The 18,955-nt window shown below is 60.5% G+C and carries 18 protein-coding genes and 1 tRNA gene; 9 read left to right on the top strand and 10 right to left on the bottom strand.

Annotated features, from left to right (window positions below):
• Positions 1-36: 36 nt before the first annotated feature.
• From QD336_RS21410 to QD336_RS21400, 3 genes are all read right to left on the bottom strand, one after another.
• The gene (locus QD336_RS21410; protein ID WP_499172114.1) at positions 37-1,224 is read right to left on the bottom strand and encodes a M24 family metallopeptidase; all 1,188 of its coding nucleotides are present in this window, start codon (positions 1,222-1,224) and stop codon (positions 37-39) included.
• 540 nt (positions 1,225-1,764) lie between these two features.
• Complete coding sequence (locus QD336_RS21405) at positions 1,765-2,514, bottom strand: SDR family oxidoreductase (protein ID WP_499172113.1); 750 nt, start codon at positions 2,512-2,514, stop codon at positions 1,765-1,767.
• Positions 2,511-3,125, bottom strand: coding sequence for a nucleoside 2-deoxyribosyltransferase (locus tag QD336_RS21400; RefSeq protein ID WP_499172112.1), 615 nt, complete (start codon positions 3,123-3,125; stop codon positions 2,511-2,513). The genes QD336_RS21405 and QD336_RS21400 overlap by 4 nt, the downstream gene beginning before the upstream one ends.
• A 163-nt stretch (positions 3,126-3,288) precedes the next feature.
• Between QD336_RS21400 and QD336_RS21395 the strand changes: the two genes are divergently transcribed.
• The 4 genes from QD336_RS21395 (at position 3,289) to QD336_RS21380 (ending at position 7,390) form a co-directional block, all read left to right on the top strand.
• Positions 3,289-3,915 (top strand): ribonuclease D, encoded by a 627-nt coding sequence (locus QD336_RS21395; protein WP_499172111.1) that lies wholly within the window; start codon positions 3,289-3,291, stop codon positions 3,913-3,915.
• Between the two features lie 83 nt (positions 3,916-3,998).
• On the top strand, positions 3,999-5,228 hold the full coding sequence (locus QD336_RS21390; RefSeq protein ID WP_499172110.1) for a hypothetical protein: 1,230 nt from the start codon (positions 3,999-4,001) through the stop codon (positions 5,226-5,228).
• A gap of 48 nt (positions 5,229-5,276) precedes the next feature.
• The gene (locus tag QD336_RS21385; protein ID WP_499172109.1) at positions 5,277-5,585 is read left to right on the top strand and encodes a hypothetical protein; all 309 of its coding nucleotides are present in this window, start codon (positions 5,277-5,279) and stop codon (positions 5,583-5,585) included.
• Positions 5,586-5,851: 266 nt separating this feature from the next.
• Positions 5,852-7,390: a hypothetical protein gene (locus QD336_RS21380; protein ID WP_499172108.1), complete on the top strand. Its 1,539-nt coding sequence runs from the start codon at positions 5,852-5,854 to the stop codon at positions 7,388-7,390.
• A gap of 237 nt (positions 7,391-7,627) precedes the next feature.
• Here QD336_RS21380 and rpsA read toward each other — a convergent pair whose 3' ends face one another.
• Together rpsA and cmk are read right to left on the bottom strand one after the other, a co-directional pair.
• On the bottom strand, positions 7,628-9,328 hold the full coding sequence (gene rpsA / locus QD336_RS21375) for a 30S ribosomal protein S1 (RefSeq protein ID WP_269347375.1): 1,701 nt from the start codon (positions 9,326-9,328) through the stop codon (positions 7,628-7,630).
• A gap of 149 nt (positions 9,329-9,477) precedes the next feature.
• Positions 9,478-10,158, bottom strand: a complete 681-nt coding sequence (gene cmk, locus QD336_RS21370) for a (d)CMP kinase (RefSeq protein ID WP_499172107.1) — start codon at positions 10,156-10,158, stop codon at positions 9,478-9,480.
• Between the two features lie 199 nt (positions 10,159-10,357).
• On the opposite strand from cmk, the gene QD336_RS21365 reads away from it, so the two are divergent.
• Together QD336_RS21365 and QD336_RS21360 are read left to right on the top strand one after the other, a co-directional pair.
• Positions 10,358-10,744, top strand: coding sequence for a TIGR02300 family protein (locus QD336_RS21365; protein WP_063947181.1), 387 nt, complete (start codon positions 10,358-10,360; stop codon positions 10,742-10,744).
• 152 nt (positions 10,745-10,896) lie between these two features.
• Positions 10,897-10,972, top strand: a tRNA-Ala gene (locus QD336_RS21360).
• A gap of 152 nt (positions 10,973-11,124) precedes the next feature.
• On the opposite strand, the gene bioZ is transcribed toward QD336_RS21360, so the two are convergent.
• Genes bioZ through bioB form a run of 5 tightly spaced genes read right to left on the bottom strand, consistent with a single transcriptional unit; the run spans position 11,125 to position 16,235 of the window.
• Positions 11,125-12,111, bottom strand: coding sequence for a 3-oxopimeloyl-[acyl-carrier-protein] synthase BioZ (bioZ, locus tag QD336_RS21355; RefSeq protein ID WP_499172106.1), 987 nt, complete (start codon positions 12,109-12,111; stop codon positions 11,125-11,127).
• Between the two features lie 38 nt (positions 12,112-12,149).
• A complete protein-coding gene (locus QD336_RS21350) occupies positions 12,150-13,442 on the bottom strand; it encodes an adenosylmethionine--8-amino-7-oxononanoate transaminase (RefSeq protein ID WP_499172104.1) in 1,293 nt (430 codons plus the stop codon).
• Positions 13,439-14,077 carry a dethiobiotin synthase gene (gene bioD / locus QD336_RS21345; RefSeq protein WP_499172103.1) on the bottom strand — a complete coding sequence of 213 codons (639 nt, stop codon included), beginning with the start codon at positions 14,075-14,077 and terminating at the stop codon, positions 13,439-13,441. Before bioD ends, QD336_RS21350 begins: the two co-directional genes overlap by 4 nt.
• Positions 14,074-15,219: an 8-amino-7-oxononanoate synthase gene (locus tag QD336_RS21340; protein WP_499172152.1), complete on the bottom strand. Its 1,146-nt coding sequence runs from the start codon at positions 15,217-15,219 to the stop codon at positions 14,074-14,076. The genes bioD and QD336_RS21340 overlap by 4 nt, the downstream gene beginning before the upstream one ends.
• Complete coding sequence (gene bioB, locus QD336_RS21335; RefSeq protein WP_499172102.1) at positions 15,216-16,235, bottom strand: biotin synthase BioB; 1,020 nt, start codon at positions 16,233-16,235, stop codon at positions 15,216-15,218. Before bioB ends, QD336_RS21340 begins: the two co-directional genes overlap by 4 nt.
• 235 nt (positions 16,236-16,470) lie before the next feature.
• Here bioB and QD336_RS21330 point away from each other — a divergent pair, with 235 nt between their 5' ends.
• The 3 genes from QD336_RS21330 to QD336_RS21320 all read left to right on the top strand — a co-directional run bounded on the left by QD336_RS21330 (position 16,471) and on the right by QD336_RS21320 (position 18,931).
• Positions 16,471-16,917 carry an acetyltransferase gene (locus tag QD336_RS21330; protein ID WP_499172101.1) on the top strand — a complete coding sequence of 149 codons (447 nt, stop codon included), beginning with the start codon at positions 16,471-16,473 and terminating at the stop codon, positions 16,915-16,917.
• A 99-nt stretch (positions 16,918-17,016) separates the two neighbouring features.
• Complete coding sequence (locus QD336_RS21325; RefSeq protein ID WP_499172100.1) at positions 17,017-17,916, top strand: helix-turn-helix domain-containing protein; 900 nt, start codon at positions 17,017-17,019, stop codon at positions 17,914-17,916.
• A gap of 82 nt (positions 17,917-17,998) precedes the next feature.
• Positions 17,999-18,931: a hypothetical protein gene (locus QD336_RS21320; RefSeq protein ID WP_499172099.1), complete on the top strand. Its 933-nt coding sequence runs from the start codon at positions 17,999-18,001 to the stop codon at positions 18,929-18,931.
• The last annotated feature ends 24 nt before the right edge of the window (positions 18,932-18,955 follow it).

Below are 18,955 nucleotides of genomic sequence, written 5' to 3'. Positions count from 1 at the left end.
CCCGTGTCGCCATTCGGTCCTTTGCCTCCCGACCAATTACCCGGCGACCGGCTGAAACAGCCGGTCGAGGTTCTTCTCCGGTGGGCAGAACCAGCGCGGCCCCGCCTCCGTCATATAGGCTATATCCTCGAGACGGACGCCGCATTCGCCATAAACGCACAGCATCGGCTCGATGGAAAAACACATGCCCGGCTCAAGCGCCGTGGTATTTCCTGCAACGATATAGGGTTCTTCGTGAATATCCAGCCCAAGCCCGTGACCGGTGCGGTGTGGCAGGCCGGGAACCTGGTAACCAGGGCCGAAACCGGCCGCTTGCAGGCTGTCGCGCGCCGCCTTGTCGACATCCTGACAGGCAGCGCCGAGGCGGGCAGCCGCAAAGGCCGCAGCCTGCGCGTCGCGTTCGGCGTTCCAGAGAAAACGCTGGCGCTCCGTCGGCTTGCCGAAGACATAGGTGCGGGTGATATCGGAACGATAGCCGTGGAGAATGGCGCCGAGATCGACCAGCACCATATCGCCTTCGTTCAGCGTCTGCGCATAGGGCACGCCATGCGGATAGGCCGTCGCCTCACCGAACTGCACAGCCACGAAAAGCGGTTTCAGGCCGAGCGCAATATGGGCGGCGTTGACGAAATCGGCGACTTCCGTGGTGGAGATACCCGGACGCAGCCCTTCGAAGACAGCCTTCTGCACGCCATAGCTTGCATCCATCGCCGTCTGGATGAGGGCGATTTCGGCCGCGGACTTGACCTGCCGCTGGGCGACGATCATCGTCTGGGCGGAAATGATCCGGCCTTCCAGACGCTGCATCAGGGCAGATGCGAAGACAAAGGGGGTTGCGGGATCGATGGCGACAAAATGACCGGGAGCGGAAAGTGCGCCGATCCGTCTTGCCATCAGGTCGAAGGGACTTTCATCCTCTTCCCAGACGGCGACTTCACCCGGAATGCGGATGAGCGTCTGCAGTTTCGGCTCTTCGAAGGTCGGGCTGATATAAAGCGGTGCGCCTTCGGCCGGAATGAGAGCACCGTGAATGCGCTCGGAAAGGCCAAGCGACAGGCCGGTATAATAGGTCAGCGACGATGATGCATCGAGCCAGACCGCCTTCACATTGTGCTGGATCATCCGCGCCTGAAGGCCGCGTAGTCGCAATCTGAACTCGTCTTCAGCGATCGATGAAACCGCGATCGGCTGAAATCGCTTCAGCGCCTCTTGAAACTCTGCCATTCTCTCCCCGCCGCTTTCGGGCGCGCGGACACAGACGTGCCGGCACCTCCCAAGCGTTCTTTTCGACATGCTTAAACACAGGCAGGGGCCTAAGCAATGGGCCGACAGGGCGCAGCGCCACAAAACTGTGCATATTCATCTAGACATAACGAAATCGTGATCGACATACGCCCGATTCCCGCACAGCTTGCCTTGACGCAGAAATCTAAAACCCCCCGGAAATCCAAGGGGTATAGCGGCACTTTCCGCGAAAAGCCGGACCGACGCAAAAAACTTCCAAAGGAAAAGATGTCCTGAAAAGGAAAAAGCCTGCCGCGGGAGGAGGTGCGGCAGGCTTCAAACTTGATCGGTGATTGGGAGGAGGAGTACCACCGATCCACATCGAGCGACACTGGGAGGAGGAGTGCGTCGCGTCGATGATTGGAATATAGCGGTCTCCGCATTTTTTTCCAGAGCAAGTCTCGCAATGCAGCATTGCATTTCTGCATAGCTCCCGGAGGCCTGCCCGGTTTTTCAGCAATCCCGAAAAGGAAAGATAAATCAGCTTTCCCGATAGACCTGGAAACCGGCGAAGGACTGGTTGACCGGCATCAGTTCAAGGCTGTTGATGTTGATATGCTTCGGCTGCGAGGCGACCCAATAGATCGTATTGGCGATATCGTCGGCCGTGATCGGATTGACGCCCTTGTAGAGATTATCCGAAGCTTCCTGGTTGCCGCCGGTGCGCACCAGCGTGAATTCCGTTTCGCACATGCCGGGTTCGATCGAGGTTACCCTGACGCCCTTGCCGTGCAGGTCTGAACGCAGGCCAAACGAAAACTGCCGCAGGAAGGCTTTGGTGCCGCCATACACATTGCCGCCCGTATAGGGGTAATGCGCGGCAACAGACGAGAGATTGACGACGATGCCCTTCTGCTTGATCAGCGTCGGCAGCAGATGGTGGGTAATGTTCAGGAGACCGGTGATGTTGGTGTCCACCATGGTCTGCCAGTCCTTCAGCGCGATCTGTGGCGCGGGCGCAGTGCCGAGCGCCAGACCGGCATTGTTGACGAGAATGTCGATATCCCTGAAACCATCAGGCAAAGCCGCCAGCGCCTTTTCGGTTGCGTCCTCGTCGGTGATGTCGAAGGCGACACCGTGAAAAGCAGGGCCGAGTTCAGCCGAAAGAGCCTCCAGCCGTTCCGCCCGCCGGCCCGTGCCGATGACCTTCCAGCCTTCCTTGACGAAACGCCGCGCCGTGGCCTGCCCGAAACCGGATGTCGCGCCGGTGATGAGAATGGTGCCGCTCATGATGATGCCTCCACTAAAGTCGTTTTTTCAGGGTCAGTCTGTGTCAGTAATTTTTCAGCCGCCGCCGCGAGACAACGCCGGTAGGCGGTCAGATCCGTATAAAGCGCGTCTTCGGGCGCATCACCCACGATGATGACACCGCCGCGCCGCAAAATACCGCCATGCAGCATGAGATTGTCGACCATGTCGAAATTCTCGATCGAAAGCCCGTCCGGGCCGCGATACCGGCCCGTTTCATCCAGCGTGGCGACGCCGTCATAATGGGCCTTGATGCGGGTGAAATGATTGGCCGCGACATTGGTATAGGCGAAAACCGGTTTGCCCAGCGCGCACATGAAGCCCAGTTCATAGCTCGTGCCGGTATCGGCGGCGACACCGCGGAACGGCGTGAGATTGGCAATCACCGCATCCGCCTCCAGCATCATCCGCTCGTCAATCTCATTGATGTTGCAGCCATGGCCAATCCTGGTATCCGCCGGCGGAATCTGCAGGTCGCCCGGCGAAAGCGGGATAAAGCCGGCTTCCCGCGCCAGTGACGCCTTGAGGTCGAGCATTTCACGCGCATTCGGGAGGAAGACTTCCGGGCCGGCGAGATAGATTTTCTTTGTCATCGGGAATTCATGCGATCTGTCAGGAAAGGATGTTGCGAACCTAACCCGGGCTGTTTCGCAAAGGCAAGCCGCAGCGGCACGGAAACGGCCCATAAAACGGTATCGTCCAGACGCTCTTTCCTTTATAGCCGGTGCCACAGACAGGAAATTTCCGGAGCAAGACATGGCAGCCACCATCCGTTATCACGAAGGCGATATTTCCGCCGAAGATGCCGCGCGCTACAAGGGCGCCATCGCCATCGACACGGAAACGCTGGGGCTGGTGCCGCGCCGCGACCGTCTCTGCGTCGTGCAGCTTTCCTCCGGCGATGGCACGGCTGACGTTATCCGCATCGCCGCCGGCCAGAAGCAAGCGCCGAACCTCGTCCAGATGCTGGCCGACCCCACCCGCCAGAAGATTTTTCACTATGGCCGTTTCGACATCGCCGTTCTCTTCCACACCTTCGGGGTCACGACCACGCCGGTTTTCTGTACCAAGATCGCCTCGCGTCTCTGCCGCACCTATACCGACCGGCATGGGCTGAAGGACAATCTCAAGGAAATGCTGGAAGTCGATATCTCCAAGGCGCAGCAATCATCCGACTGGGCGGCCGAAACGCTGTCGCCCGCACAGCTCGAATATGCCGCCTCCGACGTGCTCTATCTGCATGCCCTGCGCGACAAGTTGACGGCACGCCTCATCCGCGATGGCCGCATCGAGCATGCAGATGCCTGTTTCGCCTTTCTGCCGACGCGTGCGAAGCTTGATCTTCTGGGTTGGGAAGAAACGGATATTTTCGCCCATAGCTGAGCATTTCGGCGCCTGGTTTAAGCACTGATTTACCAGAACTGCCTATTCTCGGCCGCAACTTTGGGCGGCCGGGGACTTTCCAGATGATTACTCCGCTACAGCAGACGGCGGGCATTGCAGTCAGCGACCTGATGCGGTCGATGGTGGAAGCCATCGAGGAACGCCAGCGCGAAGAGCAGGAAAAAGCAAGCGGCACCAAAAAGGACGATGCGGTCAAGACCCAGCCGCAGCCGGACGAAAGCCATCGCGTCGCTAATGAAAAGATAAGTTCCTACCTGTTCGGCATCATGAAGCCGGACGCCGATGCTTTCGCCTCCCTCGTCTCGCGCTTTTCCTCCGCCCTCGGCGTCACGCAGGAAGCAGACGAGTCGAGTTTCTCCTTCGCCCGGCGGCTTCAGGATGCGCTGACCCTCACCGACAATTTCGAAAAGACCGATGGGCAGGGAAAAGCCACCACGATTTCCCTGACCTCCTTCGGCGTTTCGGAAACGCAGGTCACGGACGTGCTGAACAATGGCGTCACCGCCAAGACCGATCCCATGGCCGCCCTCGCCGCCCGTATCGCAAAGGGTGCCGGCCTGACGGGCAAGGAAGAGGATTTTGGCGAGCAGATGTCAAAAGCCATCATGGCGATGCGCGCGACCTTGCCGAAAAATGTCAGCGAACTCGAAGAATCCACCGGCCTCAAACAACTCGGCATCTCCGCCCGGCAGATGATCGCCGCCATCGCCAACCCCTATGGAGATGAGGCGCGCGCCGTGAAGGATGCCCTGAACGATCAGGCGCAGGGTACCCGCTTCATGACGCGGGAAACCCTGAAGATCATCCAGCGCCTCGAAGATGTCGCGGACCCGAAAACCAAGGAAGAGTTGCAGGCCGAACGTGGTGAAGAACGCATCGGCGAAATCAACGATGCCGAAGTGAAGGCCGAGCGCGAAAAAGATATCAAGGCCCTCGATGTGCAGGGCAAGCTTGAAGACGTGCAGGAACTTCAGGACGTCGTGAAGGAGCACATCGATGCCTCCACCGGGGAAAAAACGGACGATGCCGAGGGACAGGGCCCGGTCGATATTTCATCGGAAATCGCCCTGATTTCCGTGCTCGCCTCCGCGCCGGCACAGGAAGCCGCCCCGGCTGAAAACGACAATGAACCCGCCCAGACAGACGCGGCCACCAATCCGGCCGATGCGAAGGATGACGCCGAAAAGCTGCTCGATGCGCATGCAATTGTCGAAGGCGACCGCGCCGCCATTCTGCCGATCTCGATCGACGACAATGGCCTTTATGAACTGCTGAAGAAAAAGGCGGCATGATTGCCGCTTATGATCGTCCCTTGAGCGAAACATGATGTGAGTTCAGACATGACAGATATTTCCGGCCTCTCCGGCAGCGCCGGCCACGACACCGAACCCAATGCTGCGCAGGCGCTGCTATCCATGGCCGCCCCGCCGCTCGTTCCGGATGATGCCGTCTTCATCGCGCCCGGCGAGGAGGACAATCTCTTCGAGCCGGTGGAGATGCAGCCGGAGCGAAGCCTTCCCAAGGCAAGCTGGCTCGATGCCATGCCGCCAGAGGCTTTTGAGGCGACAACCAGCGATCCCGACCATATTTCCTCGGTCAACTCCGACGATAACGGCCTTTACCGCATGTTTCTCGGCGTTTCTCCCTGATCGGCATCGGCCGGCCGCAATGCGTTGGTTAGCCAAATATTAATATCTGCAAGCCAAGATTGAGTTCGATGATTCTGTATGCGCAGAAAAGAGCTGGCATTCGGACCAGAGGCGCATACGGCGCTCCCGCATGAGCGGGCGAGATGACACCTGTACATCACCGGCGCGGCGATTTTTCAACATTCGAGCCAGATGCGGATCAGAGAGCCAATGGGGATTGGTCCTTTCGCAGCCAGCGGCGGTCACCGATAGGAACGGAGCGCAGCATGTTACCGCCTGTACCGAAAATTGCGGCAAGCGATGCCGCCTATGGAACCACGGTCCCGCTGACACCGCGCACGCAGGTCAAAGAGGCCGTGCCGCCGCAAACGAACAATCCTCTTCCTGAAAATGGCAGCAGCCTTTTCGCCCGCGCGACAATCGCCTCCCTCACCAGCGAATTCCAGCTTTCCCGTAGCACCGCGGTTCTTGCGGAAGCGCTCGGAAAGCTGATGAACCTGCCCCGTCGTGACGGTGAAGCCATAGAGGCCTATGTGTCACGGCTGACGCAGGCCCTGCGCACCCTGCCGGCATCACAGCGGCTGGCACTGGAACAGCAGGTTGGCAAAGCCCTGCAGGGCCTGAGCCTTTCGATGCTCGCCGAAATCCTGAAACAGCCGACCGGGCCGGATGCCGCCCGTCTGGCTTTGCTGATCGAGCTTTCCCGTTACCGGGGAACGGATCTTGCGGCAAAGGCGGTGGTTTCCTCCTATCAGCAGAACAATTCCGCCAATCCCGCTCCCGTGCAACCGCCGAAACAACAGAACGCCCCGAGCCAGAATGCGGAAGGTCGTCCGTCTCCGGCCGCGACGGCGCAGGTGGCGAATTCCGCGACCGTCAGCCGGCTCCTGCCTCTGCTCACCAGCCCACTCGCCCTTGGCGGTGCAGCGGTGAAAGCCACGGTGGCGGCGCTAACAGCGCAGCTCGATCCCCGGTCCACACTTTCCACTCCGACTGCCGATACACATGATGTGCCGACCAATGCCGCAAAACCGGATGGAAAGACCGAAAACACCGCACGTCCGCTTCCGCCACAAACCGGCAGCGTGGCAAAGGAGGCATCGGCAGAAACCCGCACGGCAAATCCGCCTCGCGCCGAAACCGGCGAGATACGCCCTGCCCTTCCGCATCGGGACATGGTGAAGACGGAGCAGAAAGACGTCCGCACGGGCCTTACCCCGCCATCCGGCACGCTTGCAGACGACGCCGAAACCATGAACACCCTGCTGCTTGCCGCTACGGCCGGCAAACTTCCGGCCAAGGCGACCGGCACTCAGCAGCTCCCACCCGCGCCGCAGGATGTTGCGCAGCAAACGCCCGATGATCAGCCCACCGAAAAATCGGCCCTTGCAACCGCTGCTGCCCGCCCCTCGGGTGAGGAAGCGGAGACGGCGGCCCCTCGCCCCGATGCCCAGCCGTTGCCCCGCGGCGCACTGGCCCCGGAGACAAGAATGGCGATGCTGGAGCAATCGGCCTCGCAATCCTTGATCGCTGCGGCTCTGGCAAAAGACGGCACACCGTTGCCGCTCGTCGCCTATCCGCCGGCGGATGAGGACCATGAATCGGAAACGCCGCCGCGCGGCGGCGGACCTTTTTCCGAGGAGGAAGCGGAAGGCGAGGCGGAGGCTGAGGGTTCCGACGGTCAGGACGATACGGAAGAACGCATCGCCGCCAATGATGAGGGCGACGGGCAGGAAGGCACGCCCGCAGCGGCTTCCGACGACAGCGCGGAAAATTATTATCTCAAGATGAGCGGCATGCTCTGAATTCCGCGTCGTCAGATGAGAAGGCGAGCCGCGTTAATTACGCCGACGTCATCCTCGGCTCATTCCTAGGACCTATAACATCTTGATTTTGTAGACGTGTTTAAATCCTGGGACAAACCCAAGGATGGCGTCGAGAAAATCCAGCCCCTTGGCGCTCAAGTCAGCAAGGCCAGTCGAGCCAACAAAAAACCCGCCGGAAAATTCCGGCGGGTTCTTCATGTCGAAAGATCGGAGCGATTATTCGCCGCGGTTCTTCAGAGCCGCGCCGAGGATGTCGCCGAGCGAAGCGCCCGAGTCGGACGAGCCGAACTGTGCGACGGCTTCCTTCTCTTCAGCGATTTCCAGAGCCTTGATCGAAAGCATGACCTTGCGGTCCTTCTTCGAGAAGTTGACGACGCGGGCGTCGACAACCTGGCCAACCGAGAAGCGCTCGGGGCGCTGCTCGTCGCGGTCACGGGAAAGGTCAGCGCGACGGATGAACGAGGTGAGGTCTTCGTGGTTGACGAGCTTCACTTCGATGCCGCCATCGTTGACGCCGATGACTTCAGCGGAAACAACTGCGTTCTTGCGCAGGTCGCCGGAAGAAGCGGCTTCGCCGACAGCGTCCTTGCCGAGCTGCTTGATGCCGAGCGAGATGCGTTCCTTCTCAACGTCAACGTCGAGAACGACAGCCTTGACGACGTCACCCTTGTTGTACTCTTCGATGACCTGCTCGCCCGGACGGTTCCAGTCGAGATCCGACAGGTGAACCATGCCGTCGACATCGCCTTCGAGGCCGATGAACAGACCGAATTCGGTCTTGTTCTTGACTTCGCCCTCAACTTCAGTGCCGGCCGGATGGCTGTAAGCAAATGCCTGCCACGGGTTTTCCAGCGTCTGCTTGAGGCCGAGCGAGATACGGCGCTTGGACGGATCGACTTCGAGAACAACAACGTCGACTTCCTGGCTCGTGGACAGGATCTTGCCGGGATGTACGTTCTTCTTGGTCCAGGACATTTCGGAAATGTGGATCAGGCCTTCGATGCCCGGCTCCAGCTCAACGAATGCACCGTAGTCGGTGATGTTCGTGACCGTACCGGAGATCTTCTTGCCAACCGGGTACTTGGCGGAGATGCCATCCCACGGATCGGACTCGAGCTGCTTCATGCCGAGCGAGATACGGTGGGTTTCCTGGTTGATGCGGATGATCTGAACCTTGACCTGCTGGCCAATGTTGAGGATTTCCGAAGGATGGTTGACGCGGCGCCATGCCATGTCGGTGACGTGCAGCAGGCCGTCGATGCCGCCGAGGTCAACGAACGCACCGTAATCGGTGATGTTCTTGACGACGCCGTCAACAACCTGGCCTTCTTCGAGGTTCTGAACGATTTCAGAACGCTGCTCGGCACGCGACTCTTCAAGAACCGTGCGGCGCGAAACAACGATGTTGCCACGGCGCTTGTCCATCTTGAGGATTTCGAAGGGCTGCGGGTTGTGCATCAGCGGGGTAACGTCGCGGATCGGACGGATGTCGACCTGCGAACGCGGCAGGAACGCAACAGCGCCGTCCAGATCGACGGTGAAGCCACCCTTGACCTGGTTGAAGATGACGCCTTCGACGCGCTCGCCAGCTTCGAACTTGGCTTCGAGCTTGACCCAGCTTTCTTCGCGGCGAGCCTTCTCGCGCGACAGAACGGCTTCGCCGAGAGCGTTTTCGATGCGCTCGACGTAAACTTCGACTTCGTCGCCGACCTTCAGCGTGCCGTCCTTGGACTTCGCGCCGAATTCCTTGAGCGGAACGCGACCTTCGACCTTGAGGCCGACGTCAACGATGGCGACGTCCTTCTCGATTGCCGTTACGATACCCTTGGCAACATAGCCTTCGGCAAGATCGTTAGCGGCAAAGGATTCTTCGAGAAGCGCTGCGAAATCGTCGCGCGTGGGGGTAGATACTGACATGAAATCTCCTGAATGCATCCGCGCAGGGGCGAATACAAAGCGCCGGTGGGCTAGTGTTGTTGATACCCGAACCCATGCCCGCCTTTTCAAAAGGCTTTCCGGCGCAAGGACATGTCTTCAGGCAATTCCGGACTAAACGCGGACCGAATTCAAGCGGTTCCGCGAGAAACCTGTTTCTTCAGGGCGGCGTCGATGATCGTGCGCGCGGCCTGAAACGCCGCCTCTATACTCATTTCCGACGTATCTAGCAAGTGCGCGTCTTCGGCTGGCTTCAGCGGGCTGTCGGCGCGGCCCATGTCGCGCTCGTCGCGTTTTTTCACTTCGGCGAAAATGGCATCATAATCACCATTGCCGCCATTGGCCAGAATTTCATCATAGCGGCGCCGCGCCCGCACGTCGGCAGAGGCCGTGACGTAGAGCTTCACCGGCGCCTGCGGGCAGACCACCGTGCCGATATCGCGGCCATCCAGCACCGTGCCCGGCTCCCTTGCGGCAAAACGCTGCTGCGCCTTCACAAGCGCACGCCTGACCGGCGTCATCACCGCAATCTTCGACGCCGCCTCGCCAATGTCGTGCCGGGAAAGAACGGAACGATCGAGCCCCGCAAGATCGACTTCCAGCGCCATCTTCTCAGCCACCGTCTCGTCATCGAGCGGCAGGCCGGCATCCAGAAGCGCCTTGGCGGTCGCCCTGTAGGTCAGGCCGGTATCGAGATGATGAAAACCATAGGTCTCCGCAATCCTGCGCGAAAGGGTTCCCTTGCCCGCCGCAGCCGGCCCGTCTATGGCGATCGTGAAGGTCATGAAACTATCCGCCTGTGCATCCGTCATTTATATAATAGAGTGTGCAAAGCCTCCCCTTTTATATCAGCATTCACAAATAGGGCTTGCGCCAGGGGAGGCGGCACCCAAAGTTTGTCTTTGACACGAAAGAGCGCAACGATTAAGGGGACCGGCTATAAATTTTACCGTCTATGCCGGTTTTACGGCGTACACACCGAAACTCATTCGACAATTTGAGGCTTAGACAGTGGCAAAAGCGGAACTTGGTACCAAGCGCACAGACCCCGATACCGGCAAGAAGTTCTACGATCTGAACCGCGATCCGGTCGTTTCTCCCTACACCGGCAAGTCCTGGCCGCTCTCCTTCTTCGAGGAAAGCACGGCTCAGGCCAAGATGGAGCAGGCTGAAGAAGAGGAAGTGGCGGAAGTCGATACCGAAAACACGGAAGTCGAACTCGTGTCGCTGGAAGATGCCGATGGCGACAACAGCGGCGACGACATCCCGGATCTGGGCGACGACGACGACGTTGAAATCGACGACGACGACGACACCTTCCTCGAAACCGACGACGAAGATGATGACGACGACATGTCCGGCATCATCGGCGTACCGGGCGACGACGAAGAAGCTTGATTTTACTTAATAATTCGGCCCGACGACAAAAAAATGACGCCGGGCCGTTTTTTATGCTTGCACTCGTCGGAAAGCCGCAGTAGTAAGCCGCCACCGAACGGAACAACAACCGCTTCGGTTCCCGGAACCGGAAGAAATGCCGGAACCCTTATGGGGCTATAGCTCAGCTGGGAGAGCGCTTGCATGGCATGCAAGAGGTCAGCGGTTCGATCCCGCTTAGCTCCACCAAACACCTCCAGACAATTTAGTACGTTACCAGGTTTGCCGAATTTTGACTTCGGGGCACTGTCGCACGGTCTAATGCGAGTTTTCGTGTAGCTGCGCCCGGAACCCGTGGCTCTGTCACCTGCGCATCGACCACTTGCCAGCATGCCAGACACTCAAACCCGATAAACGGCCGCCCCACCCGTCATGCCTGCGCCGGCAGCGGTCAACAGCAGGTTTTCGCCCTCCACGAAGGGTCTTTCGGCGTGGGCGACCGACAGCGAAAGCGGAATGGTTGCGGCAGAAGAATTGCCGAAGGTCTCCACCGTTCGCACCATCTTTTGCCGGTCGATGCCGAGATTGCCGCAAACCGCGTCGAACATGCGGGCGTTGGCCTGATGCGGCACGAAACGGGCGATATCGGCCGCTGTCATTTCCGCTTCCTGCAGAACCCGTTGCGAAGTCTGCGTCATCAGCGCCACGGCGCGGGAGAAGACCTCGCGGCCGTCGCGCATCGTCATCAGGGCATTTTCGGCAGGCATATCAGCGGAAAAGGGCTGGCTGCTGCCGCCTGCGGCAATCTGGATGAGATCGTAACCGCTGCCATCCGCCACGAGATCGGCCGATAACAGGCCACGCGGCGCCTCCCGACAGGGGCTGAGCACGACGGCGCCGGCCGCATCGGCGAAGAGGACCGCACTTGCCCTTTCCACGGGGTTGATGCGGCGGCTCAGAATATTGGCGGCGACGATGAGCACGGCACGGCCATGGGTGCGGACAAAACCATCCGCGAGGGTGAGCGCATAGAGAAAGCCGGAACAGGCCCCGGCAAGATCGATCGCGCCGGATCGCGCCAAACCGAGCCTGTGTGCCAGCAGCGGTGCGGAAGGCGGCAGAAGATGGTCCGGCGTGGAGGTCGCAAGCAGCGTCAATGCGATGTCATCGGCGTTGATTTTTGCATCTTCCAGCGCCATGCGGCCGGCTTTTGCGGCAAGGCCGCTCAGCGTGTCGCCCTCTTCCGCCCAATAACGCGTGCGAATGCCGGTTCGCCGCTCGATCCAGCCGGCTTCCAGCCCGAGGCTGGCCTCGATCTCGGCATTGTCGACACATCGTGACGGAACCGCATGGCCAAAACCGGCCATGCGGGAAGAACGTGTCCGCATCGTCAGAACTTTCGCAATAGTCTCAACATGGCTGCCCTCTATCTCCCGACGGTGCATGATTTCGCCGATGCAACGTCGGTGACGATCCCTGCAACCTCATCGATAACGTCAAAGGCGCGGGTAAGATCTTCGCCTGTCGAGCAATAGGGCGGCATCAGGTAAAGCACGTTGCCGAGCGGGCGGATGAGGAAGCCACGCTCGCGGAACAATTGCCGCATGCGGGGCCCTGCCTCGGCAAGATAACCGCCGGCCGGCACCACGAGATCGAGCGCGGCAATGGTGCCTGCCTGCCGGATGCCGGTGAAACGGCCATCATCCGCAAATCGCTCGAGATTGTCGCGCAGCGCCTGTTGCACCTGCCCGACGCGCTGGAGAACCGGTTCATCCCGCCAGACCTGAAGATTGGCGACGGCGGCAGCGCAGGCGATCGGATTGGCCGTATAGGAACTCGAATGGAAAAAGGTCTTGCGGCGGTCGGTCGAAAAATGCGCATCGAAAATCTTTGCGCTGCACAGCGTTGCCGCCAGCGGCAGGGAGCCGCCGGTCAGCCCCTTGGAGGTGCAGAGAATATCCGGTGGAACTCCCGCCTGTTCGCATGCGAACAGGGTTCCCGTCCTGCCCCAGCCGGTCATCACCTCATCGGCGATGACGAGGCAGCCGTGGCGTTCAGCGATCTGCTTCAACCCGGCCAGCACATCCGCGCCGTAAATCTTCATTCCGCCGGCCCCAAGCACCAGCGGTTCGATCAGCAGGGCGGCGACACGGCCGGAACGGCAAAAGGCCTCGAACATGTCCAATGTGCGCTGTTCGCTGCCCGCCTGCGGAAAGGCCAGTCGGTCGACGCCGAAGAGCAGCGGCTCATAGGCGGCATTGAACACGCCGCGCTCGCCGGTCGACATGGTGCCGATCGTATCGCCGTGATAGCCATGCTCCATCACCACGATGCGATCGCGCTTTTCACCGCAATTGTGGAAATAACCAAGCGCCATTTTCAGCGCCACTTCCACCGCCGTCGAGCCGCTATCGGAATAAAACACATGGCTTAGTCCGGCGGGGGCGAGTTCGATCAGCCCCTTTGCCAGCGTCTCGGCGGGTTCATGGGAAAATTCGGCGAAGATGACCTGGTCCAGGGTCTCGGTGGCGGCGCGGATGGCCGCCATGATCGCCGGATGCCGGTGCCCATGAGTGATAACCCACCAGGATGAAATGGCATCGAACAGGCGATTGCCATCCTCATCGACCAGAAAAGCCCCTTCCGCCGAGACCACACGTTTCATCGGCGGTTCCAGCCCATGCTGGGTGAAGGGATGCCAGACGGGGAAACGGCTCATGCCGGCACCTCCAGAAAATCAGCGAGATTGAAGTGTTGCGCGAAGGCCTGATGCAGCACTTCGGTGCTGATTTCCGGCAGGCGCGGCAAACGGCCGAGCGGGCGCACCGCGCCGATATCGATTATGACGCGCTCGTTTTCCCGATTTTCATCGCCGATGAAAACCACGCCCTGCACCGGAATGGCCCTGTGCCGCAGCGCCTCAAGCGACAGCAGCGTGTGGTTGATGGTGCCGAGCGCGGTTCTGGCGCACAGGATGAGCGGAATTTGCCAGCGGGCGAAAATATCGGCGAAGAGCACCGTGTCCGTCAGTGGCACCAGAATCCCGCCTGCCCCCTCGATCACCAACGCTCCATCGATTTGCGGCGGCTGTAAAAGCGCGGGATCGATCGTGATAGTGTCGAGGCGGGCTGAAAGATGCGGTGAGGCGGGCGTTTTCAAACGATAGGCCTCCGGCACGATGCGCGAACGCGGCACACCGCCCAGCCGCTCCACCGTCTCGCTGTCGGTCTCTTCCTCCAGTCCGGATTGCACCGGTTTCCAGTAATGCGCCTGTAGGGCATGGGTCAGCGCTGCGGCAAAAACCGTCTTGCCGATGCCGGTATCCGTACCGGAAATGACGAAACGCAGGCTCATGCCGCGTCCTCCTGCAGCGAAAGGGCGAGCAGCCCCACCATGGCGGCAATCTGGCTTTCATCCACATTGAGCGTGATGGCGATGCGCAAGCGCGCCGTTCCCTCCGGCACCGTCGGCGGTCGGATCGCCCGCACATCGAAACCGCCGTCTCGCAGACGCGCCGCGATTTTGAGCGCGCGGGCATTGTCGCCGATCATCACCGGCAGGATCTGCGAACCGCCGGGCGTCACGCCGAGCCGCGAGCGCAGTTCTTCGCCGGCAAAATTTACCAGTTCCGCCAGCCGTAGGCGCCGCCAGGGTTCATCGGCAATGATGCGCAGGGCTTCCCGTACCGCCGCCGCCATCAGCGGTGAAGGCGCGGTCGAATAGATAAAACCACGGGCGCGGTTGACGAGGTAATCGGCAAGAACCGCAGGCAGGCTCAAAAGTGCACCGGAGAGGCCGAGCGCCTTGCCACAGGTGTGAAGCGCCAGCACATGGTGCCGGCCTTCCAGTTCTGCGGCGAGGCCACGGCCGCCGGGGCCGAAGACGCCGGTGGCATGCGCCTCATCGACAACCAGAAAACCGCCATGCCGTTCGGCAAGATCGGCGAGGGCCGCGAGCGGCGCGCAATCGCCATCCATGGAATAAAGGCTCTCGACCGCAATCCATGGCCGCCCGCTACCGCCCGCCTGCCGCCAGCGGATTATCTCCCGCTCGAATGCCTCGACCTGATTATGCGGCACGGCCGCCGCCCTGGCCTTGCCCGCCGCGATGCCATCATGCACGCTGGCATGGATCAGGGCATCATAAAGGACGAGATCGTCCCGCAACGGCAGGGTGGAAAAAAGCGCGACATTGGCGGCAAAACCGCTGCCGAAATAGATCGCTTTTTCGGCCCCGAAAAACGCCGCCGCTTCCGCTTCCAGCGCCTCATGTTCGGGGTGGTTGCCGCGCAGCAGCCGTGAGCCGCCGGCACCCACCGGCACACCTCTTTCGATGGCGTGGGTGATTGCCGCCTTCAGGCGGGGCGTTTCGGCAAGCCCGAGATAGTCGTTGGAGGTGAAATCGATCCCCTCCCGCGGCGCAAGCGCGCGCAGACGCGATTTGCGGCTGAGGCCCGCAAGTTTCGTCTCATAGGCAGAGAGCGCCGAGACCTTCACCGGCACCCTCCCGCCTCCACGGGCTGCAACTCCATCGGCTTCAGGCCCAGCCGCCGGAAGAGCGCAGTATCGTGGTCCTCCCCCGGATTATCCGCCGTCAGCAGCGTTTCGCCGATGAAGATGGAGTTCGCGCCAGCCAGGAAACAGAGCGCCTGCGTTTCATCGCTCATCTCCGTGCGCCCGGCCGAAAGCCGCACATGCGAACGCGGCATCAGGATACGCGCGAGCGCAATGGTACGCACAAAATCGATCGGATCGATGGGATCGGCATTGGCAAGCTTCGAACCGGGGATCGGGATCAGCATGTTGATCGGTACGCTTTCCGGCGGAGCCGGCAGGTTGGCGAGCGTTACCAGCATCGAAATCCGGTCTTCGACCGTCTCTCCCATGCCGAGAATGCCACCGGCGCAGACCTTGATGCCGGCGTCGCGGACATTGGCGAGCGTTTCCAGCCGGTCCTCGAAGGTGCGGGTGGTGATGATCTCGGAATAAAACCGCTCCGACGTATCGACGTTGTGATTGTAATAATCGAGCCCAGCATCGGCCAGCTGTTCGGATTGTTCCGGCGTCAGCATGCCGAGTGTCATGCAGGTCTCCATGCCGAGCGCCTTCACGCCTTCCACCATGGCGACCACCGCCTCCATGTCGCGTTCCTTGGGATTACGCCAGGCCGCACCCATGCAATAACGCGTCGCCCCGCCTTCCTTCGCCTTTCGCGCCTCGGCCAGCACCCGCTCCACCTCCATGAGCTTGGAAGCCTTCAGACCGGTCGGATTGCGGGCGGACTGGCTGCAATAGCTGCAGTCTTCGGGGCAGCCACCGGTCTTGATGGACAAGAGCCGGCTCATCTGGATCGCATTCGCATCGAAATGACAGCGATGCACCTGCTGCGCACGGAACAGCAGATCGTTAAATGGCAAATTATAGATAATTTTCGCTTCTTCGAACGAAGAATTGGCTTCAATCACCGGAATCGAGACCGGGTTTTCTTCGATTTGCACCGCGACATGGTCCATGAGTTAGCCTCTTTCCCAAAATAAATAGATAGAAGTCCTTTTTATCTATTTTTTTCCAGCGGCATTTTGCAAGCACTTTTTTTCAAGGCGGTTTTCCGGCACCGGTGACGGATGGCACCGGGTGGAAGCGGACAGGCCGGGTTTTGGCGCAGAAATTGATTGAATACGCATATGCTCATGGAAAAGATCGGACCCGCCCATGGTGCGAAAAGGCCGCAATTGCTAAGGGTGGAACATGATTACACTTCGTGCCTCCACCAGCCGCGACGCGACCCGCATCCTCGACATATGGAGCAGGGCCGTGGACGCCACCCATGACTTCCTTCTTCCGGCGGATCGCGCCGCGATCGGTGAGGAGGTCAAAGCTTTCCTGCCGCAGGCACCGCTGACGCTCGCCGTCAATGTTGAAGACCACGCGCTCGGCTTCATGTTTGTCCATGAAGGGCATATGGAGGCGCTTTTCATCGATCCGGCCCATCACGGCAAAGGCATCGGCAAGGCTCTCGTGCAAAGCGCGCTTACGCTGCACCCCGCGCTGACCACCGATGTCAACGAACAGAACGGCGAAGCGCTGGGCTTTTATCGCCGGCTGGGCTTCGAGCCGACGGGACGCTCCGACTTCGACGGACAGGGACGACCCTATCCGCTCATCCATCTTCGATTTCGCGCAACGGAACAATAGACCGCCGGGATCATCGGGGAGGGTCCAGTCACGAACACCATCATTCGTTTCGCAACCGATGATTTTCTGCCCGAGCACCGCTTCGACCAATGGCGCGAGGTGCGTGGCAAAAGCCTGTTCGGCGTGACGATCGAGCTTGCGCGGGACCGCCGCCACGCCTTCAAGGGTTCGTTTCAGGCACGCACCGTTGCTGGCGCGGTGGTGAGCGAGATGCGCGCCTCCTCTTACCGGGTGAACCGCACGGAAGCCGATATTGCCCGCATTGCCGGCGACAGCCTCTGCATCGGCCTTCAGGTGAAGGGGTCCGGGTTGCTGGATGCCGGCCGGGACCGGCTTCACAACGTCCGCGGCGGCGATATCACCATCAACTATTCCGACCTGCCCTATGACGCGATACCGGGCGACGAGGCGGATTTTCACTACAAGATGCTGAAGATTCCCGTGGACTACGAGGTCATGCTCGGCCAGCCGGCCGACGACCTGTTTGCGACGCGATATGCGGAAAATACTGCCATTTCCCGGCCTTTCCGGGCACTTTTCGACGCACTCAATGCAGACCGTGGCAGGCTCATCGACCCCGCCCGCGACGTGGCGCATATCGCACGGCTCGCCATGGCGGTGCGGGGCCGGCTTTCACCTGCCATGCCGGAGGTACGCGCCGCGCTGAGGACCGGGCTCTGTTATGCGGCCCAGGAGATCATGATGCGGAAAAAATCCTGGCAGCACCTGACACCGGCTGCGGTGGCGAAGGAACTCGGCATTTCGCTGCGGCAATTGCACGTCGTCTTCGAAGGCGCGGAACTGTCGTTTTCCCGTACGCTCTCCGCCATGCGGATTGAGGAAGCGAGGCGATTGCTGCTGGCATTGCCCGCTTTGCCCGTCACACAGATCGCCTATGGCTGCGGCTTCGACAGCCTGGCGACCTTCTACCGGGTGTTCGCCAGTACCTATGGCATGACGCCGGGCGAAGCCCGCGCTGCGGATATGCCGCCAGCTTAAAATTTCGCCTCTGCGCGCAATGAGAAGACGCGCCATTTCAGCTTCTGTTAGGCCGGAGGAATATTCCCGAGGAGCCTAGCCCATGACCAATTTTTTCGACTTTGCGATTTCCGGCCTGCCGGCCGCTACCGCCGATGCCCGCCGGCCATCGCCCTGCGAAATAGAGGCGCTGCTCCAAAACCACGCCTTCGCGGCCGCGCTGCGCCTTCTGGCGGGAGGTTTCATTACCCTCTACGGGGGCGCGCCCGACATGACTGCGCTTTTTGCGACACGACAGAGCCGACTTTTATGCCACGCACTTCTGGCGCTCTATTTTGAAAAATGCGACGCCTGCGAGACCGCAGGCGGCGAAGCCGCGCTGACGCGGAAAGATTTCGCCCATATGGCGCTTCGATACGGCCTTGCCAGCCATGATGTCGCTTATGCCTTCTTCAGGGAGGCACTGAAACGCGGGCTGACGATACCGGCAGACCAATCCGATGAAGGGCGGGTCAACGCAGCGATACCTTCGCAGCCGGCCATGGCGATGCTCACCCAATGGTACGACGTTCATTTTCAGGCGCTGGACCTGCTCGACGAGGGGTTCAGGGCCTCACGGTTCATCAAGCGGTCAGACGTCATGCTTCCACGCATCCATCCCCGCGTGTCGCAGGCGTTCCTGTCCCATCCAGAGATGCGCTGCCCCGGTCCGCTTTCCATCATCTTCAACTGGTTCGATGCGGGCGGGCTGCTGATGGACCGCCTGATCGCCGGGATCGACTGGGAACGGCGGCCTGAACAGGGCAGACGCCTGACCGACGTACAGACGGTCACACAATTGGCGACCTCACTTTCTGTGTCGCGTATCCATATCGGCCGCAAGCTCGCGGCAGCCGAGCTGATCGGCGGCATCGGCTGGAGCGGACGACGCGGCCGCTCCGCGCTCTGGATCTCGCAGGGTTTTTACGAGGAATATGCCCGCACGCAGGCACGCAAGCTTCTCATTCTCGATGACGCCTTGATTGGGTTTGTATGAGGGGATTGGTATGAGGCGGAAGCG

The sequence above is a fragment of the Rhizobium sp. BR 250 genome (genome assembly GCF_047445855.1).
Classification (GTDB): domain Bacteria; phylum Pseudomonadota; class Alphaproteobacteria; order Rhizobiales; family Rhizobiaceae; genus Agrobacterium; species Agrobacterium tumefaciens_I.
The sequence above is the reverse complement of the archived record's forward strand: the minus strand, read 5'-3'. Positions and strand labels throughout refer to the sequence as shown.

Bases quoted from the DNA above. Each gene is read 5' to 3' on its own strand.
- bioB (WP_499172102.1), bottom strand. From the start codon at position 16,235: ATGGACCATGTCGCGGTGCAAATCGAAGAAAACCCGGTCTCGATTCCG.
- QD336_RS21330 (WP_499172101.1), top strand. From the start codon at position 16,471: ATGATTACACTTCGTGCCTCCACCAGCCGCGACGCGACCCGCATCCTC.
- bioZ (WP_499172106.1), bottom strand. From the start codon at position 12,111: ATGCGGACACGTTCTTCCCGCATGGCCGGTTTTGGCCATGCGGTTCCG.
- QD336_RS21350 (WP_499172104.1), bottom strand. From the start codon at position 13,442: ATGAGCCGTTTCCCCGTCTGGCATCCCTTCACCCAGCATGGGCTGGAA.
- QD336_RS21385 (WP_499172109.1), top strand. From the start codon at position 5,277: ATGACAGATATTTCCGGCCTCTCCGGCAGCGCCGGCCACGACACCGAA.
- QD336_RS21405 (WP_499172113.1), bottom strand. From the start codon at position 2,514: ATGAGCGGCACCATTCTCATCACCGGCGCGACATCCGGTTTCGGGCAG.
- cmk (WP_499172107.1), bottom strand. From the start codon at position 10,158: ATGACGGATGCACAGGCGGATAGTTTCATGACCTTCACGATCGCCATA.
- rpsA (WP_269347375.1), bottom strand. From the start codon at position 9,328: ATGTCAGTATCTACCCCCACGCGCGACGATTTCGCAGCGCTTCTCGAA.
- QD336_RS21400 (WP_499172112.1), bottom strand. From the start codon at position 3,125: ATGACAAAGAAAATCTATCTCGCCGGCCCGGAAGTCTTCCTCCCGAAT.
- QD336_RS21395 (WP_499172111.1), top strand. From the start codon at position 3,289: ATGGCAGCCACCATCCGTTATCACGAAGGCGATATTTCCGCCGAAGAT.
- QD336_RS21410 (WP_499172114.1), bottom strand. From the start codon at position 1,224: ATGGCAGAGTTTCAAGAGGCGCTGAAGCGATTTCAGCCGATCGCGGTT.
- bioD (WP_499172103.1), bottom strand. From the start codon at position 14,077: ATGAGCCTGCGTTTCGTCATTTCCGGTACGGATACCGGCATCGGCAAG.
- QD336_RS21380 (WP_499172108.1), top strand. From the start codon at position 5,852: ATGTTACCGCCTGTACCGAAAATTGCGGCAAGCGATGCCGCCTATGGA.
- QD336_RS21320 (WP_499172099.1), top strand. From the start codon at position 17,999: ATGACCAATTTTTTCGACTTTGCGATTTCCGGCCTGCCGGCCGCTACC.
- QD336_RS21390 (WP_499172110.1), top strand. From the start codon at position 3,999: ATGATTACTCCGCTACAGCAGACGGCGGGCATTGCAGTCAGCGACCTG.